This window comes from Pseudovibrio sp. FO-BEG1 (genome assembly GCF_000236645.1).
In the GTDB taxonomy this organism is placed as follows: domain Bacteria; phylum Pseudomonadota; class Alphaproteobacteria; order Rhizobiales; family Stappiaceae; genus Pseudovibrio.
Genome location: NC_016642.1, coordinates 2,218,235 through 2,234,947 on the forward strand (window position 1 = coordinate 2,218,235; position 16,713 = coordinate 2,234,947).

16 protein-coding genes are annotated in these 16,713 nt (G+C 53.0%); 9 read left to right on the forward strand and 7 right to left on the reverse strand.

The window, feature by feature from the left end; translation table 11 throughout:
- Nucleotides 1-26: 26 nt before the first annotated feature.
- Nucleotides 27-1,193 (forward strand): protein kinase, encoded by a 1,167-nt coding sequence (locus PSE_RS10150; RefSeq protein WP_008549180.1) that lies wholly within the window; start codon nt 27-29, stop codon nt 1,191-1,193.
- Between the two features lie 144 nt (nt 1,194-1,337).
- Nucleotides 1,338-2,006, forward strand: coding sequence for a Crp/Fnr family transcriptional regulator (locus PSE_RS10155; protein ID WP_014284763.1), 669 nt, complete (start codon nt 1,338-1,340; stop codon nt 2,004-2,006).
- Nucleotides 2,007-2,014: 8 nt separating this feature from the next.
- Here PSE_RS10155 and PSE_RS10160 read toward each other — a convergent pair whose 3' ends face one another.
- Entirely contained in the window at nt 2,015-3,220 is a 1,206-nt protein-coding gene (locus tag PSE_RS10160) for a glycosyltransferase family 29 protein (protein ID WP_208998137.1), read from the reverse strand.
- A 273-nt stretch (nt 3,221-3,493) separates the two neighbouring features.
- Between PSE_RS10160 and PSE_RS10165 the strand changes: the two genes are divergently transcribed.
- The 6 genes from PSE_RS10165 to PSE_RS10190 all read left to right on the forward strand — a co-directional run bounded on the left by PSE_RS10165 (nt 3,494) and on the right by PSE_RS10190 (nt 9,841).
- On the forward strand, nt 3,494-3,706 hold the full coding sequence (locus PSE_RS10165; protein ID WP_008549161.1) for a DUF2892 domain-containing protein: 213 nt from the start codon (nt 3,494-3,496) through the stop codon (nt 3,704-3,706).
- 149 nt (nt 3,707-3,855) lie between these two features.
- Nucleotides 3,856-4,740, forward strand: coding sequence for an MBL fold metallo-hydrolase (locus PSE_RS10170; RefSeq protein WP_041768288.1), 885 nt, complete (start codon nt 3,856-3,858; stop codon nt 4,738-4,740).
- 27 nt (nt 4,741-4,767) lie between these two features.
- Nucleotides 4,768-6,441, forward strand: coding sequence for a bifunctional protein tyrosine phosphatase family protein/NAD(P)/FAD-dependent oxidoreductase (locus PSE_RS10175; protein ID WP_014284766.1), 1,674 nt, complete (start codon nt 4,768-4,770; stop codon nt 6,439-6,441).
- Nucleotides 6,442-6,531: 90 nt separating this feature from the next.
- Nucleotides 6,532-8,280: a SulP family inorganic anion transporter gene (locus tag PSE_RS10180; RefSeq protein WP_041768290.1), complete on the forward strand. Its 1,749-nt coding sequence runs from the start codon at nt 6,532-6,534 to the stop codon at nt 8,278-8,280.
- Between the two features lie 94 nt (nt 8,281-8,374).
- Nucleotides 8,375-9,145, forward strand: a complete 771-nt coding sequence (locus tag PSE_RS10185; RefSeq protein WP_014284768.1) for a hypothetical protein — start codon at nt 8,375-8,377, stop codon at nt 9,143-9,145.
- A 111-nt stretch (nt 9,146-9,256) separates the two neighbouring features.
- A complete protein-coding gene (locus tag PSE_RS10190; RefSeq protein WP_208998138.1) occupies nt 9,257-9,841 on the forward strand; it encodes a TetR/AcrR family transcriptional regulator in 585 nt (194 codons plus the stop codon).
- A gap of 7 nt (nt 9,842-9,848) precedes the next feature.
- On the opposite strand, the gene PSE_RS10195 is transcribed toward PSE_RS10190, so the two are convergent.
- Nucleotides 9,849-10,649 (reverse strand): carboxylesterase, encoded by an 801-nt coding sequence (locus PSE_RS10195; RefSeq protein ID WP_014284770.1) that lies wholly within the window; start codon nt 10,647-10,649, stop codon nt 9,849-9,851.
- A gap of 249 nt (nt 10,650-10,898) precedes the next feature.
- On the opposite strand from PSE_RS10195, the gene eat reads away from it, so the two are divergent.
- Entirely contained in the window at nt 10,899-12,218 is a 1,320-nt protein-coding gene (eat, locus tag PSE_RS10200; RefSeq protein ID WP_014284771.1) for an ethanolamine permease, read from the forward strand.
- A gap of 6 nt (nt 12,219-12,224) precedes the next feature.
- Here the strand turns inward: eat and PSE_RS10205 are convergent, their stop codons facing one another.
- From PSE_RS10205 to PSE_RS10225, 5 genes are all read right to left on the reverse strand, one after another.
- A complete protein-coding gene (locus tag PSE_RS10205) occupies nt 12,225-13,058 on the reverse strand; it encodes a methyltransferase domain-containing protein (RefSeq protein ID WP_014284772.1) in 834 nt (277 codons plus the stop codon).
- A gap of 509 nt (nt 13,059-13,567) precedes the next feature.
- On the reverse strand, nt 13,568-14,080 hold the full coding sequence (locus PSE_RS10210; protein WP_014284773.1) for an invasion associated locus B family protein: 513 nt from the start codon (nt 14,078-14,080) through the stop codon (nt 13,568-13,570).
- A 14-nt stretch (nt 14,081-14,094) separates the two neighbouring features.
- Nucleotides 14,095-15,063, reverse strand: coding sequence for a YadA-like family protein (locus PSE_RS10215; protein WP_014284774.1), 969 nt, complete (start codon nt 15,061-15,063; stop codon nt 14,095-14,097).
- 582 nt (nt 15,064-15,645) lie between these two features.
- Nucleotides 15,646-16,236: a cytochrome c3 family protein gene (locus PSE_RS10220; RefSeq protein WP_008549330.1), complete on the reverse strand. Its 591-nt coding sequence runs from the start codon at nt 16,234-16,236 to the stop codon at nt 15,646-15,648.
- A gap of 11 nt (nt 16,237-16,247) precedes the next feature.
- Nucleotides 16,248-16,709 (reverse strand): nitrate reductase cytochrome c-type subunit, encoded by a 462-nt coding sequence (locus tag PSE_RS10225; protein WP_008549041.1) that lies wholly within the window; start codon nt 16,707-16,709, stop codon nt 16,248-16,250.
- Nucleotides 16,710-16,713: the final 4 nt, after the last annotated feature.

Here is a 16,713-nt window from a genome sequence, read left to right on the forward strand (position 1 = left end):
GGCCGGTGAAGTTCCCGGAGGTGACAATGGCTGACTATGACCAGTGGCTCAACGCCGTCGCCAAAGTGCTCAGTATCGACCTTCCGCCGGATCCTTCCGGAGCGGGCGGCAGCGTGCGCGGTGAACCTCGCGAAACCCCTCCTGATGACAGCCCAATCAGAGTGCAGAGCAAGCCAGATGGCAGCATGGTGATTGAGCCAAGCTCTGTGCCCACCGCTTTCCAGCCCGGCAACACCAATGGTGGCAAACAACCTTATGGCAACATGTTCAGCATCTCTGAAGAGCATGCCGTGGATGTTACCGGTAAGGTGAGCCCCCCTATTACAGGCGGTGCGGCCAATGCCGAAAACGTGCTGTCCTACGATGCCTCCGGTGTGGTGCAGGACTATCCGCATATGGAAAATGCGGTGATCAAACGCCCCAATGCTTACGCTGCCGGACCGGATTCTCCGCCAACCTTTGTGGGTGCTGAACTGCTGGTGCATGAGGCCAAAATTCTCACTGCGCTTGGTGAGTTTGATGAGGCGCCGGGCAGCGAAAACATCCTGAAGCTGAAAGGCGCTGGCCTCACCGAGTTTGGCGAGCCTTTTGTCATTCGCGAGAAGCTGAATGGTGGCTCGCTGGATGATCGCCTGCCAGAAGACAAAGGCATGGATGAAGAGCCGCTGAATGATTTTGCTGGTGGCTTGCTTGCTGGCGTCGCGTTTCTTCAAAAGCGCAACATCTTCCATCAGGATTTAAGCACTGACACCATCCAGTTCCGTGAAGATGAAGACACCTCGCCGGTGATCACCAGCTTTGACTGTGCAACGGCGCATGAAGGCGTTGCTGCGGATTGTGAGGACGGCCAGCATTTTGAGCTGGAGATTGGTGGCACGCCCAACAACCAACCCCCTGAGCGTTTTGTTGATGGCGCGGAACTCTCCTCCAAAGTGGATTCCTGGGCAGGTGGCCTTGTGTTGGTGGCTGCAGCAGCAGGCAAGAACGCACAACAAGAGCTGATTGCAGAGCTGCAGGAGTTCCGCAGTGGCAGCAGCACTGACCAGTCCGAACTGGATGAAAAGCTGGAAGCACGGCTGAACGGTACGCCCGAAAACATCAAGGGTGCGATCAAAGGCCTGCTGAAGCTCTCACCAGAAGAGCGCCTTTCTGCAGAAGAAGCGCTTGGAGTTGTTGGCGAGCGTCCCGAATAGGCGGTTTGAAAATTTATTCCTGAAAGTAGTTACCTGAGGTCGGTCGTTAGATTATTCTTCTGTCAAAGGCCCCGATTGCGCTAAACGCTTTTATGCACTATGCCAAAGAAGCACGCATTTTTGAGGGCGTCTCGGGAGGGGATCATGACAACTGCTGCAGCCAACTGGATCGATCGGTTCCAAGGCCTTTCCAAACTGGAAAATCACATCAGAGAAATTCTGGTCAACCGCAGCACCATCGTTTCCGTTCCCGCTGGTACCGTCATCTTTGGCCCCGGTAAGGCCCCGGAAAACCTCCTGCTTTTGCTGTCGGGATCCGTTCGTGTCCAACAACTTTCTGAAGGTGGACGTGAAATCATTCTCTACCGCGTGCATGCAGGCGAAAGTTGCGTGCTGACGACGGCCTGCCTGCTGGCCTACGAAGATTACTCCGCAGAAGGCATAGCGGAAACGGACACACAGGCGGTCGCTATTCCGCGCATGGTGTTTGATGATCTCATTGCCCAATCCGAAACCTTCCGCCGTTTCGTGTTCTCCGCGTACTCCAAGCGCATCACGGACCTGTTTCTGGTGATTGAGGAAATCGCCTTCCAGCGCATGGATATCCGTCTCGCCCAGAAACTGCTGGAACTTGCTGGCAGCGGCACTCAGGTCGCCACCACCCACCAGCAAATGGCCGCCGAACTGGGCACCGCCCGCGAAGTCGTCTCCCGCCAACTGCGAGAATTCCAACGCCGCGACTGGATCACCCAATCCCGCGGCACCATCGAAATCATCGATCGCTCAGGACTGGAAGTTCTGGCAAAGGCGTGATCTGACGCTTAGCTCTTAAGAGAAACCCTCGGATCGCGGGCCATCCACTTTTGGAGATACTCTTTCTCTAGCTCATAATTATGATCTTGGTGTGCTTTGTCTATCTCGATATGATTGGTGTTTGTTGCAGTTTCAAAAAAGTCGAAACCATAAATATCTATCTGATCATATCCGCCAAGCTCTTCCAGTAGGCAAAGAAGCATAAAACCAGTACTTGTCTTTCCGGTTGTACGGGCAAGGAAACGTTTCAGCTCTGACTTTTGCATCAGATAGACGATGTCTGTATGCTTTGTCAGCCACTGAGGAAGAGAGAAACGACTGGTCGCGCGCGTCCAAATAATCCGCTGCACCTGCTTGCTGTAAACAAAGCTTTTGGGGACGCTCATACAGCTTGCAACCCAGGACAGTTTCTGGCCATGGCTGCTTGTGTGAGGGATTGCCCCACGGTTTAGCCTAATAACAAGGTCATGTGCGTCAATCTCCGAGCCGTATTGTTTTTGGCTCAAGGAACGAGCATTCCCGACAACAGCGATGCGTTTGCCTGCGATATCATCTTTTAGCTGTTGCTTCGAAGTGAAGTTATTAAAGAGCTTTACCCATAGCAGCCGGAAAAGGTGTTTGCGCTTTTCGAGTGAATTCGCCCGCCTTCGTTGACGATAGGCCCTTTTCAGATCTTGGCGTCCTTTTTGAGATAGTTGCCAAGTGACATAAAATTGCTGATCGTTTGTGGTACTCCGAAGGACTTCAACATAAGGAAAATGCTCTGCAAGTTTGTTGAGCCACCATGGCGCAGGGTGTACGGTACAGTGAGCGTTTGAACCGTCTGGGAGCAGCGTTGTGGCGTAGAGCGTTGGGATGTGAAAGATAACTTTGTCTGACTTCGCTCTGATGTCCTCAAGAACACGATCCAATTCACTTTCTGGCACATGTTCTAGTACATCGGTATTCAGAACAAGATCGAACTTACTCTGAGGACTGTTGGAATACTCTGGAATGGATGGATCGTAGCGATGTGGTTCGCTTTCAAGAAGCATCGCTACGTCGTCAACAAGCGAGCTTTTCCCGCAGCCATAATCGAGAATAGTTTTTGCCTGTGCGTCTGCAGCTAATGGCAAGATGATGTCCATCAGATAAGATGAGGACGTGCCGTATCCAGGGTTCGATCTATGAAGTTGAGCGTAAAGCTCGCGGTTTTTTACTGAAACTTCGGTCAACTGGAACCCCAACTGCTTTCTGGCCCACATTCCGGGTCACAGCGCGCGTTGCGCATGCACCCTTCGCCGCCATGCTAGCCAGAAAACGGATCTCTGAAACCTACGGATTGTTCTGGGATGGGCAGCTGGCATTATGAGTTGTAGGCATTTCGCGTTGATTTTTAAGGTGCTTCTACAAAAAGGCAGCGATTGGGGCGGAGTTTGGTGACTTCGTCACTGAAGCCTTCGCGAAGAAACGTTATCCGTTGAGCCACGTACCTGGAGGACGAGACTATGACGGCTAACGTTGGAACTATTGATCGCATTCTTCGTTTTATCATCGGTGTCGTGCTGATTGCACTGCCGCTGTCAACCACAATTTCTTTGTTTGCGCAGCCACTTTTCTTCTATGGCGCAATCATTGTCGGCATCGTAATGCTGCTGGTTTCCGTTGTGCGGATTTGCCCGCTCTACTCCATTTTCGGAATTAAAACCTGCCGCGTTTAAGCTTGCCCGCGGAGATCGCAAACTGATTTCCGACAAAAAATTATAATAAGAAAAGCTTAGGCGGCTGTGCAGGCGGTCGAACACGAAAACAACTTTGGTGCACGTACCATCGACCGCCACTGCGCACATGTTAACTTATTGAGGAAGTTATGACTAACTACCCCGTAAACATGGCTGTCGAGCCTGAAGTGAAGGCCTTTTTTGACCCGGCCACACACACGATCAGCTATGTTGTGAAAGACCCTGCCTCGTCGTCCGTTGCCATCGTGGATTCCGTCATGGATATCAACTACGCAGCGGGCCGCATCACCTATGACAATGCAGATGAAATTATCAAATACGTGCAGGACAACGACCTCTCAGTTGAGTGGTTGATTGAAACCCACGTTCATGCAGATCACCTTTCTGCTGCGCCTTACATTCAGCAAAAGCTGGGCGGTAAGATCGGCATTGGTGAGCACATCACTGTGGTTCAGGACACCTTTGGCAAGGTATTCAATGAAGGAACTGAATTCCAGCGCGATGGAAGCCAGTTTGACAAGCTGTTCAAGGACGGTGACAGCTATCAGATCGGCACCATGACCGCATTTGCCATTCATACGCCGGGCCACACACCAGCCTGTATGGTGCACGTGATCGGTAACGCTGCTTTTGCAGGTGACACCCTGTTTATGCCGGATGGTGGTTCTGCCCGTGCGGACTTCCCGGGCGGGGATGCTGCAACGCTTTATGACAGCATTCAGAAAGTACTGACACTGCCAGACGAAATGCGTCTGTTCATGTGCCACGACTACGGCCCCAATGGCCGTGACATCGCATGGGAAACCAGCGTTGGTGATGAGAAAGAGCACAACATCCATGTTGGCAAAGGCCATTCGCGCGAAGACTTCATCAAGTTCCGTACAGAACGTGATGCGCAGCTGGATGTGCCGAAACTGATCATTCCTTCCTTGCAGGTGAACATGCGTGCAGGTGAAGTGCCGACCGATGAGGACGGTGTTCCAATGCTTAAAGTGCCAGTCAACGCACTTTGATCTGATGATGTGAGGAGGGGAAACATCATGCATATCAAAAGTATCAGCTCATCACTTTCTGTCTGTCCGCAGATCACTGCGCAAGACGTTCAGAAGATTGCGGACCTGGGCTTCCGCAGTATCGTTTGTAACCGTCCGGATGGGGAAGGTGCAGACCAGCCGGTGTTTGACGAGATTGAAGCAGCGGCGAAAAAGCTGGGTTTGGAAACTCGCTATCTGCCGGTGATCTCCGGTAAGGTGTCTGATGAAGATGCCGATGCCTTTGGCAAGGCGATGAATGAAATTCCACGCCCTGTGCTGGCTTACTGCCGCACTGGCACGCGCTGTGCCACCCTTTGGTCTCTCAGTCAGGCTGAGACGATGACCGTGGCCGACATTCTGGCAGCGACCAAATCTGCTGGCTATGACATGGCAGGCGTTGTGCGCCGCATTGCCAATGGCGGCAGAACCCCGACAGATCGCGCGGATGCGTCCTATGACGTTGTGATTGTTGGTGGTGGGGCTGCGGGCATCGCCGTGGCAGCTAGCCTGAAATCCCGAAAGAGCGATCTTGATATCGCTGTTATTGATCCTGCTGATATTCATTATTATCAGCCGGGTTGGACCATGGTTGGCGGTGGCGTCTTCAAAGCCTCCCAGACCGCCAAAACCATGGGTTCCCTGATACCGCGAGGCGTGCACTGGCTCAAATCCGCGGTGGCCGCGTTTGAACCGCAGGACAATGCGGTCATTCTGGATGGCTGCCGTGTCGTGAAATACGATCGCCTTGTGGTGTGCCCCGGTCTGAAGCTGGACTGGCACAAGGTGGAAGGTCTTGTGTCCACGCTTGGCAAGCACGGCGTAACCTCCAACTACCGCTATGATCTGGCACCCTACACCTGGGAGCTGGTCAGCGGTATGAAAGAGGGCCGTGCGATCTTCACCCAGCCGCCGATGCCGATCAAATGTGCTGGTGCTCCGCAGAAGGCGCTTTATCTTTCAGGCGATTACTGGCGCAAGCAAGGTGTGTTGAAGAACATCGACATCCAGTTCCACAATGCTGGTGGTGTTCTGTTCGGCGTGAAGGAATACGTGCCTGCGCTGGAGAAGTACATCGATCTGTACGGCGCAAACCTCAACTTCTTCAACAATCTGGTTGCCATCGACGGGCCAGCGAAGAAAGCGTGGTTTGATGTGGCCAAGCCGGATACGCCGGTTGAGCGGGTGGAGGTGGACTTCGACATGATCCACGTCTGCCCACCACAGTCCGCACCGGATTTCATCCGTGTATCGCCACTGGCTGATGCGGCAGGCTGGGTGGATGTGGACCACATAACCCTGCGCCACAAGACCTACACCAACATCTGGTCACTGGGCGATGTCATGAACGCACCCAATGCAAAGACAGCTGCGGCTGCGCGCATGCAGGCACCGATTGTTGCAGAAAACCTTGTGGCCGATGTGGAAGGCAAGACATCATCTGCGCAGTACAACGGCTATGGCTCCTGCCCGCTGACAGTGGAACGCGGCAAAATCGTTCTGGCTGAGTTCGGGTATGGCGGCACCTTGCTGCCGAGCTTCCCAACATGGCTGTTGGATGGCACCAAACCAACCCGTGCTGCGTGGATCCTGAAAGAGCAGATCCTGCCACCGGTCTATTGGTGGGCGATGCTGCGCGGCAAGGAATGGATGATCAAGCCCGAGAAAGTTAGCGCTAGCTAAAATACGCATTGCGGCCTTTGCTGAATCAATATCATGTATCCGGGGGAGCTACTTCCCCGGATTAATCAAAAGCACTTTGAAGGCAGACCCATGTTTTCCTCGGCCTTTCGGCGATACCTGCCCGTTTTCGATTGGGGCAGAAACTATAATAAAGACAGTTTTTCCAATGACATGATTGCTGCAGTGATTGTGACGATCATGCTGATCCCGCAATCTCTTGCTTACGCCCTGCTTGCCGGTCTGCCGCCGGAAATGGGGCTCTACGCATCTATCCTTCCGATTATTCTCTACGCGATCTTCGGCACCAGCCGTGCTTTGGCCGTTGGCCCTGTGGCCGTTGTCTCCCTGATGACTGCTGCTGCCATTGGCCAGATTGCAGAAAGCGGAACAGCTGGTTACGCCATCGCCGCGTTGACGCTGGCCATGCTTTCTGGCGGCATTCTGCTGCTAATGGGCGTGTTCAAGCTCGGCTTTCTCGCCAACTTCCTCTCCCACCCAGTGATCGCAGGATTCATCACCGCCTCAGGTGTTCTGATCGCCAGCAGCCAGCTCAAGCATATTCTGGGCGTTGATGCCAAGGGGCATACGCTGGTGGAGATTGTGGTGTCCATCTTTGAGCATCTGGGCGAGGTTAATCTGGCTACGCTCCTGATTGGCGTGTCTGCCACGCTGTTCCTGTTCTGGGTGCGCAAGGGCATGAAACCGATGTTGCTGGAGATGGGGCTGAAGCCGCGTCTTGCGGATGTTCTCACCAAAGCTGGCCCGGTGGGCGCCGTTGTGGTGACAACCGCTGTTGTCTGGATTTTTGGGCTCGACCAGTCCGGCGTAAAGATCGTCGGTTCTGTGCCCCAAAGCCTGCCACCGCTGACCATGCCGAGCTTCTCCAGCGAGCTGATCAGCGCCCTGTTTGTGCCAGCTCTGCTCATTTCCATCATCGGCTTTGTTGAGTCCGTCTCTGTTGCTCAAACGCTGGCCGCCAAAAAGCGCCAGCGCATCGATCCGGATCAGGAGCTGATCGGCCTCGGCGCTGCCAACATCGGTGCGGCCTTCACGGGTGGTTATCCAGTAACCGGCGGGTTTGCCCGTTCTGTGGTGAACTTTGATGCAGGGGCGGAAACACCTGCAGCTGGTGCTTACACTGCGGTTGGCCTTGCTATCGCCGCTGTTTCTCTCACGCCTCTCATCTTCTTCCTACCCAAGGCAACATTGGCTGCAACCATCATTGTGGCTGTGCTGTCCTTGGTGGACTTCAGCATCCTCAAGCACAGCTGGAGCTACTCCAAGTCAGACTTCTCAGCGGTGGCGGCAACCATTCTGCTGACGCTTGGCTTTGGTGTTGAAACCGGTGTGTCTGCGGGTGTGATCCTGTCTATTGCGCTCTACCTCTACAAGACCTCGCGGCCTCACATTGCTGAGGTTGGGCTGGTGCCGGGGACTGAGCACTTCCGCAACATCAATCGGCATGAGGTGCTCACCAGCCCGCAGCTGCTGACCATCCGCATCGATGAGAGCCTCTACTTCGCCAACGCGCGTTTTCTGGAGGATTACATCTATGACCGCGCGGTGGATGATGACTGCCTCAAGCATGTGGTGCTGCAATGTTCTGCGGTGAATGAGGTGGACTTCAGCGCACTGGAGTCTCTGGAAGCCATCAACCATCGCCTGCAGGACGCAGGTATCCAGCTGCATCTTTCCGAGGTGAAAGGCCCGGTGATGGATCGTCTGCAACGCTCGCATTTTCTGGATGAGCTCTCTGGCCGGGTGTTCCTCTCGCAATATCAAGCGCAAGAGGAACTCGCTTCCGTCTGTACCCGCCAAACAGCTCAAGCTCCTGCCTGATTAACCCCCCTTATCAGGCAGTGCGAAGAGACCCCGTGGATCCCCTCCACGGGGTTTTTGTGTGATAAGGAGTAGGTATCTACGAGGAAGATCGATGGCATCTGAAGCAGAATTACTCTCCAGCCTATGTTTTCAAATTGCTCGCGTTTTGCATGAATCTCTCGTTGATCCTCAAGCAAAGGATGGTGCTGAAGATATATACGATTACGGTCAAGCACCTTACACGAGTGCTTGCTGGTTGTTGGTACGTTTTGATGTCCTTCAGGATGTCACCAACAACACGTTCAATGTCATTGTGCCTTTTGAAAAAATCAAAGAGCACCTCGATCTGGTCGATCCAGAAAAGCTCTTAAAAGAGAAAGACGAAATCTTCCGGATCTTTCTGCGCTGTATGCTGGATTATCGAGAGGATCTCTCCTCAGAACTAGATCCATTTGATGTTGCGACGATAATGGTGCCAACGATGGAGCTGTTAGTGCAGTGTGGCTATGCCGAAAAAATGCAGGATATGTACCGTTGGACGCCGGAAATCACGGATCATATGATTGCGGCACTCGAATGGGTTGAAGATCAAGGGCGTGCCTTTGCGCTTCGAGATGTAGATACGTCTATTAGGTGTGATGAAGTATGGTTTCGTATCACACCGTGGCATCAGCATTTTCTGGCTTTGAAGTGTGCCACAATGAGCGATGATCAGCTTTGGGATTACATTTACAAACGCCTGAGACCAGACCAGCTATGTTTCTTTGAGATCCCGGATGAAGAGCGATGCATACCACCTCGAAATCAAGATGAACTCGCTGCTGAACTGCGAGCGCGACTGGAAGAAGTAAGAGCACGCCAGCCGTTCTGGACGCGGCTCTAAGTTCAGTTAGGGATATTACCCGAATACCTCCCTTTGCCCACTTGCCGATCAGTCCTCCTGATTTATGCTGTGCAGCAAGATGTTAGGTGCGGATGGGCATGGGAAGCGGCTGTGGGGCGTAAGAGCTTAAAGGTAGAGAACACCAACCGGATCCTCGATGCTTTTGAGCGATGCATTGAGGCCTATGGCTTGCGCGGTGCGACGCTGGAAGTGGTTGCCAAACAGGCGGATATGGACCGGCGCATGGTGCTTCACTACGTCGGCAAGCGCGAGGCCTTGGTGGCGGCACTGGTGGAGCGGATTGTTGCCCGTTTTGAAGAAAACGCACTGGACTTTCTGCGGGATCAGCAAAGTGACGATCTGCAGGGCATTCTGCTGGAGTATCTGTTCAGCTCAGAGTTCAACACACATCCAAGCACGCGACTGGTCGCAGCTTTACTGCCAGAAGCGCTGCATGATGACCAGATCCGACCTGCGGTGAAATCCATCTACGATGCCTTCCACCAAAGCGTTGCGGGCTTCCTTCGTGAAATCGCACCGCAAGCAGACGAAAGCCGTTTGGAGCACACAGCATTCCAGATCATGTCACTTTCATTCGGTGGCGGCTGGATGACCAACATCGGCTTCCAGCCAGCTCTGACCGAGGCAAACAAGGCATTGGCGAAAACGCTGTTAGCCGACCTTGCCGCCTCTTGAGGTGTGATCAGTTCTCTTCCAGCTCTTCTATTTGCGGGACGATGTTGTTCTCTGCAACCCATTGATCAAACTCGCGCATTGTGTTCTTGAGCTCTTTGCCGACCATCATCACGTGATCGGAGTCCGGCAGAACCACAAGCTTACCGTTTTTCTTGTAGCGGTTGGCGGTGACGCGGGCTATGCGTGGGGCGACGACGCGGTCTTTGGCGCCGCCAATGATGAGGACAGGGACGGTGATAGCATCCACATCAACCCAGGATGACCGCTGCGGATCAAGGAACCAGAAGCCCATATCCATGTAGGCGCGGCCAGATTCCAGCTTGAGGGAGTAGAAGAACTCTTTCGCCTTCTCCTCAGTCTGCTCGTTGACCACAGACCAGCGGAACTCCTCCCAATGTGGGTAGAGCGGTTTGCGCCAGAAGCCCCATTGCAGGAAGTGCTTGTAAAACGTGCGCAGCATGGATGGGTAGAACGGGAACATACCCCAGGCTGGTGCGGGCGAAAGCAGCAGAAGGCCTTTGTTTTCAACGCGTGCAGCCACGAGCTGAGCCAATAGGCCACCCATGGAAACCCCGCCGATAATTGGCGGCTCATCCAGTGTTTTCACGAAGTCCACCAGATCATTCACATAGTCCAGCAGCCGCACTGTGCCGAGTTTGAGCGCCCCTTCCCAAACGGGTAGATCATGATATCGCAGAATAGGCGTGTGCACGGTGTAGCCGCGTGCTTCCAACTCTGCGCGCATCTCATCCCAGTTGCTGGCATGCCCCCATGTGCCATGGATGAGAACAATCTCTTTCTTAGCCATCTCTTCGCCCCTCCCAGTGCAAAGTTTATCCCATCAAGCTTAGCTTGTGCCCGTCCCAACAGGCAGAGCGATGCATAATAGATTCCCTATAATGGGAATTTATGCAGAAATGACGAGAAGGGTCAACAATACGCCAACTGATGCTAATGGTGCAGTCCGAGAGAATTGGCGGGTGTCGGGCATTGGTTGTGGCGGGGTAAGCTGATGCTGTTCAGCTGATTTCAGCGTTTGTGGCAGGCTTCATTCTCTATGAAAGATGGTGAGACTTCTCAGCTTCAAAAAGGAGCAGCGGGTTGGTTTTTACTGGCAACGCTTGGGGTTTCCTATGTGATTTCGGGTAGTTTTGCAGGGTGGAACTTTGGGTTCGCGGTGACAAGCTGGTTCGGCATGTTGATCGCCGTGGCGCTGATGGGGCTCATGTACTTCTGCCTTGTCCTGTGCCTTGCGGAGATGTCTGCGGCTTTGCCGAGTGCTGCAGGTGGTTACCGGATATCGCGGAAGGTCATGGGCGATACGGGAGGCTTTGCGACGGCGCTAGCGGTTTTGCTGGAATACTCCATTGCACCAGCGGCCATTGTGATCTTCATCGGCCAGTATCTTGAAGCGCTGCTAGGGATCAATGGACCTGTCGTCTACGCCGTGTTTTATCTTCTGTTCATCGGAGTGCATCTGCTTGGTGTTGGCGAAGCCCTTCGGTTCATGCTGGTGGTGACGGCCTTTGCGGTGCTTGCCATCGCGATCACTCTGATTACCCTCGGCCCACACTTCAGCCTTGCCAATTTAGTGGTTGCTGACAGCACGGAACCGGCACAACAGAACCTTCTCGCGTTTGATGCGGTGTCCGTTTGGGCGGCGTTTCCGTTTGCGATGTGGTTGTTTCTGGCTGTAGAAGGTGTACCGCTGGCAGCTGAGGAAGCCAAAGACCCTGCTGTGGATCTGCCGCGTGGGATTATCGGGGCCATGCTCTTTCTGCTGATCAGCGCGTTCTTGATTGTCGTGTTTGTCCCTGGCGCCGCGACCTCCGAAGAAGTCGGCTATTATGGCGCCCCACTGGTGGATGCAATAAAACACGTGCTGGGGGAAGATTCTGTTCTAGCAGATTTCGTCAATCTGGTTGGACTTGCCGGGCTGATTGCCTCCTTCTTCTCCATCATCTTTGGTTACAGCCGTCTGGTCTTTGCCATGTCGCGGGAAGGGTATCTGCCACGCTTCATGTCAGCGATCAGCTCGCGAAAAGTGCCACACTGGGCGCTGATCATTCCCGGCGTGATCGGGTTCATTTGCTCGTTGACGGGGAAGGGCGAGCTGATGATCAACATCGCGGTTATTGGTGCGACGCTCTCTTATGCGCTGCAAAGTGTCAGCTATATTTTGCTGAAGCGAAATCATGCTGATTTACATCGGCCTTACAACGCACCGGGCGGACAGAGGACGGCCTATGTCACGCTGGCACTCTCACTCTTAGCGCTCACTTCCTGCTTTGCGTATGACGTAGGCGCGGCCTTGATCGCGCTGGGGCTGATGGGGCTGGGTGTCGGCTATTACGTTGTGCTGGGCAGGCGGGCTTAGTGCGGGTTATGCCGTTGGCTTGGAACCGTAGAGCTTGATGGTTTTCACCTTCCCGGAAAGCTCGTTCACGGCCTTGGTCAGCATCACATCTTTGGAAAGATCCAGATGCTTGGAGAGTTCATCCAGAGCGATCGGCAACTCTTCCTCAATCAACTGCTTCAACGCAGCATCCTCATAAGTCATGCGGTCGAGTATTTTCAAGTCTGTGAGCCCAGCCTGATGAGCAAGCTCAAGATAATCTGCCTCTGACACGGCGCCTGAAATGCAGGCGGAGAGAAGGTCCTGATGCAAATGCATCCAGTCAGGCAGAGCCTCTGCAATCATGTCAGAAATCATGAGATGCCCACCGGGTTTGAGTACCCGATAACCTTCTGCAAATACTGCAGCTTTGTCGGCGGATAGGTTGATCACGCAGTTTGAGATGATCCAGTCTATGGAGCTGTCAGGGAAGGGGAGATCTTCTATAACACCCTGATGCAGTTCGATATTCTGGAGGCCGTGCTTGTCGCAATTGCTTCTGGCCTGCGCGATCATATCTTCACTGACATCGATGCCGATTACTTTGCCAGATGGCCCGGTTTTCTCTGCTGCAAGGATCAGGTCAAGCCCTGCACCAGATCCTAAATCCAGCACTGTCTCTCCCTCTTTAATCTGAGAAAATGCCAGTGGGTTGCCGCAACCAAAGCTGGAGCCAAGGAGGTCCTCGGAGATCTTCTGAGCATCGTAATCCGGCGCAAGAACCTGCTGAAAGGTGTTCCTGCCTTTCGTGTCTGCAAGCTTTTCCGCGTAGAAAGCTTCGATGCTTGCGACATGGGCTGATTTTGCTTTGTGGCCGGTCATAGCGTCACCTTCCTGATGAGGTGGTAACTCCGCTTTGGTTTGGTGCTCGGGTACTGAACTAATCTTAGTTTGCGCAATGGTGAGCGGGCAAATGCCAAGCAAAGTTAGGCAAAAGGAAGCGTTAAACGCTGATGAGATCTACTCGGGGAATGCACTAAGCAATTTGAGCGGGAGAGGATCGGGGGACGCGATGAAATTCCCGGCTTGATAGGCTCTTTCCAGCCTCTTCCTTACGAAGCAGCAGTGCGTGTCAGTCCGCGCAATCGGAGAGTTAGGCACTCCGATCGAAGCAAAGCCTGGTAAGGAGGTGGTACGTTAGATGAACCTTGCAATAAAGCTTAAGCTAAAGCTGAGCATGACAAGAGCCCGGAACCGACTGATCATCCTTTTCCGAGCTCTTATTAAAGTCGTCTAGCGACGGGAGTGGGGGGCGAGAGCCTCCCATTCCTATCTTCCTCAATATAAACCTCAAAGCTTAAGGCTTCAACCACGGGTCTTGGCAGGCAAAATCAGCCAGTTGTCTCGTCCGGCAGCAGCACTGCCATGCGTTTAGTGAACTCATCCCAGCTGCGGGTAAAGCCGATCAGGGAGTAGTTCAGCGCTAGCTTTTTGCGGTCGCTGGATTTGGTGACCACGATGGACATGGCTTTACCGCGTTTGAGGAAGTTGACGATGGCCTTGTTGGCGTTGAAGGCGGCCTCGCACCCGTCTGGCTGACAGGTGATCAGCTTTGCGTCGAACAAGGCATCATCATCGATACCAATCTGGATTCCACTGGGAATGTGAATTCCGAGCGGCAGCTTGAGAATTGCGGCGTAAACATCCTTATCAAGTTTGCGAAACATGATGGAGTTGATGAGAGCGCCGTTATCAAGCCGGATCTCAGCGTAGACTTCGCACAAGTCGCTGCTGCATTTGACAGACCAGTCCTCTTCATTGGAAGGCTCAGTGGTGCTGTACGCGCTTGCACCCTGAAAGAAAAAGAGAAGCGCAGCTGTCAGCAGGGTCCAGATCGGTTTCATGATCTACATCCTCGTTAGAAGGAGAAGCCCAGACCAGCGCCAGCAGTGACGTTGTTGCTGAAGTCTGTTGCCACAGATGCAGTGACGGCCATGTTTTCGGTTGGCAGGAAGGCAACCTTCAGAGCAGAAGCGCCTTTGCCTTTGAAGTGACCAAAACCGCCGGATACGGAGAAGCCATGCTTGCCGCCCTGAAGGACTGGCGCGTTTGCAATTGCAACTGCCATAGCCACACCGCTGCGCAGCTCATCAACATCGTTCTCCAGTGACACGATGCGATCAGTGTTGGAAGAGATGTTTGCAGCGTTTGTCGCGATGTTGGTGGTGTTTGTCGCGATGTTCTGCTCGTTCACACCAATGCGATCGGTGTTGGAAGAAATGTTTGCAGTGTTTGTCGCGATGTTTGACTCATTCACACCGATGCGGGAGGTATTAGACGCGATATTGGTGGTGTTGGTGGCGATGTTGGTTGTGTTCTGGTTGATGGAAGCCAGGTTGACTGCAATTGCATTCGCATTGGTTTTGATGTCGTCAACGTTGGTTTGGATGTTAGTTGCATTCAGCTCGTGTGCAGCTTTGTTTGAAGCGATTGCGGTTTTGTTGGTTGCAATATCGCTCAGGTTTGTGCTGATTGCAGACGCATTTGCGTCGATACGCAGCTTTTCTGCATTAAGCGCGCTCTGGTCAGCTTTGCCGTTGATCTTTGTTGCAAGTGCAGAGCTCAGATCCGACTCGTCAACGGAGTCGTTGATCTTCGCCTGAAGAGCACTGCTGAGGTCCGACTCATTAATATCACTTATGGTTGCAGTGATGCCGGTTGCTGTACCGGTCTGACCAGCAGTTGTTGAACCGCTTGCAGAGCCACTGGTGACGGAGCCACCGGTGGTGGTTACGGTGCCGTCAGATACGGTGATATTAGCGGCGTGAGCGGTGCTCATGCCTGCGATGAGGGCCACGGCAGCAGCGGAAAGCTTCAATGCGTTCATCTTCTTATGTCCTTTCAGATGGGTGTAGCTCGCGTGCGCGTCACCCGTTCCAAATTCTGTCAGGCACGGCGTGTCGCTTGCCGGTCTGAACTGAAGACGAGTTTATTAGTTCCGCAAAATCAATGACTTGCAGATGTTAAATGTTCTAATATTCTCGATTTCCCAGAAGCATATGGTGCTGGTATTTTACCGGAGTGTCAAAAAGCACTTGCGTGAAACTGAGGAGGTTCCCTAAGGATATGGGGAGTAACCCTAGGGTGAAATTATCAAGAAAAATTCAGGCAGATCTTGCAAAGGTTAATATTTGTAAACATTCACAAAATGGCTGGAAATGAGGTGACTCTGGGGTATTTTTCAGAAAATTCTGAGATGAGTGATTTTCTTATAATTTTAATTGATAAAATATGGGAATAGGTGTGAACAAGAAAAACCCCGCGGTTTCAAACCGCAGGGTTCTTGGATCTGAGCTGGTGACAGGCCCCGGATATCGCCACGTGCACTTGCACTTCACGCTTTGATGTCCAGTTCTGTTGCCAGAGCTGTTTGAGGTGTTTGACCGTAACCAATCAAACAACCGTGCTCTTAGTGACCTTCTTTCAGCAGGCTCAGATCAGGTAGCTTGTGTGCGATGCCTTTGTGGCAGTCGATACAGGTCTTCTCACCGGTTACGAGGAATTTCTCGTGCTGTTCAGAAGCCCTCACACTCTGACGTGTAAAGTCCATGGACTCTTCACTGTGACAGTTACGGCACTCGAGGGAGTCGTTGGCTTTGAAGCGAGCCCATTCATGGCTTGCAAGCTCAAGACGCTTGCTCTCGAATTTCTCTGGCGTGCTGATTGTGCCAAAGATTTTACCGTAAACTTCCTTGGATGCCTGAATCTTACGGGCAACCTTGGATGTCCAGTTATGAGGCACGTGACAATCAGGGCAAGTCGCACGCACACCAGACCGGTTGGTATAGTGAATGGTGGTCTTGAGTTCCTGATAAACAGTGTTTTCCATCTCGTGACAACCAATACAGAATTCTTCTGTGTTGGTGACCTCCAGGGCGGTGTTGAAACCACCCCAGAAGATGATGCCGGCGACAAACCCGCCAAGTGTCAGAAAGCCGAGGCTGTAATGGACACTAGGTTTGCTGATGATCTGCCAGAACCGTTTGATAATTGAAATCATGCCTGGCGCTCCTACTTCTTAGCTTCGCCTTTGAGCACTTCATCAACGTCAACGAATGTGTTCTCAACCAAAGGCTTAGATTCGGTCTGAGGCACGTGACACTGGGTGCAGAAGAAGCGGCGAGGGGATACAGACGCCAGGAACTGGTTATCACGGTTCATGAAGTGCGTGATAGAGATCATTGGAGCCTGAGACTGCTCAATCGCTTTACGGCTGTGGCAGGTCATGCATTTGTTCAGACGCTTATCGATCTGGTAGCCGTCGATCTTGTGCGGGATCAGAGGTGGCTGCTCAGGGTAGTTACGCACCTGACGTTCGTCGCTGTTTACGACTTTCGGGATACGCGGTGCGGCATCCTGAGTCAGGATGTCCGCGTTGCGCAGTTCGTTGATGGAGTCAGCTGCAAAAGAGCTTGCTCCACCGAGGACTGAAAGTGCAAAGAGGCTTGCTACAACAAGTTTCAGAAGTTTCATGGCG

Coding starts and splice junctions, on each gene's coding strand:
- PSE_RS10150 (WP_008549180.1), top strand. CDS start 27: ATGGCTGACTATGACCAGTGGCTCAACGCCGTCGCCAAAGTGCTCAGT.
- PSE_RS10155 (WP_014284763.1), top strand. CDS start 1,338: ATGACAACTGCTGCAGCCAACTGGATCGATCGGTTCCAAGGCCTTTCC.
- PSE_RS10165 (WP_008549161.1), top strand. CDS start 3,494: ATGACGGCTAACGTTGGAACTATTGATCGCATTCTTCGTTTTATCATC.
- PSE_RS10170 (WP_041768288.1), top strand. CDS start 3,856: ATGACTAACTACCCCGTAAACATGGCTGTCGAGCCTGAAGTGAAGGCC.
- PSE_RS10175 (WP_014284766.1), top strand. CDS start 4,768: ATGCATATCAAAAGTATCAGCTCATCACTTTCTGTCTGTCCGCAGATC.
- PSE_RS10180 (WP_041768290.1), top strand. CDS start 6,532: ATGTTTTCCTCGGCCTTTCGGCGATACCTGCCCGTTTTCGATTGGGGC.
- PSE_RS10185 (WP_014284768.1), top strand. CDS start 8,375: ATGGCATCTGAAGCAGAATTACTCTCCAGCCTATGTTTTCAAATTGCT.
- PSE_RS10195 (WP_014284770.1), bottom strand. CDS start 10,649: ATGGCTAAGAAAGAGATTGTTCTCATCCATGGCACATGGGGGCATGCC.
- eat (WP_014284771.1), top strand. CDS start 10,899: ATGAAAGATGGTGAGACTTCTCAGCTTCAAAAAGGAGCAGCGGGTTGG.
- PSE_RS10205 (WP_014284772.1), bottom strand. CDS start 13,058: ATGACCGGCCACAAAGCAAAATCAGCCCATGTCGCAAGCATCGAAGCT.
- PSE_RS10210 (WP_014284773.1), bottom strand. CDS start 14,080: ATGAAACCGATCTGGACCCTGCTGACAGCTGCGCTTCTCTTTTTCTTT.
- PSE_RS10215 (WP_014284774.1), bottom strand. CDS start 15,063: ATGAACGCATTGAAGCTTTCCGCTGCTGCCGTGGCCCTCATCGCAGGC.
- PSE_RS10220 (WP_008549330.1), bottom strand. CDS start 16,236: ATGATTTCAATTATCAAACGGTTCTGGCAGATCATCAGCAAACCTAGT.
- PSE_RS10225 (WP_008549041.1), bottom strand. CDS start 16,709: ATGAAACTTCTGAAACTTGTTGTAGCAAGCCTCTTTGCACTTTCAGTC.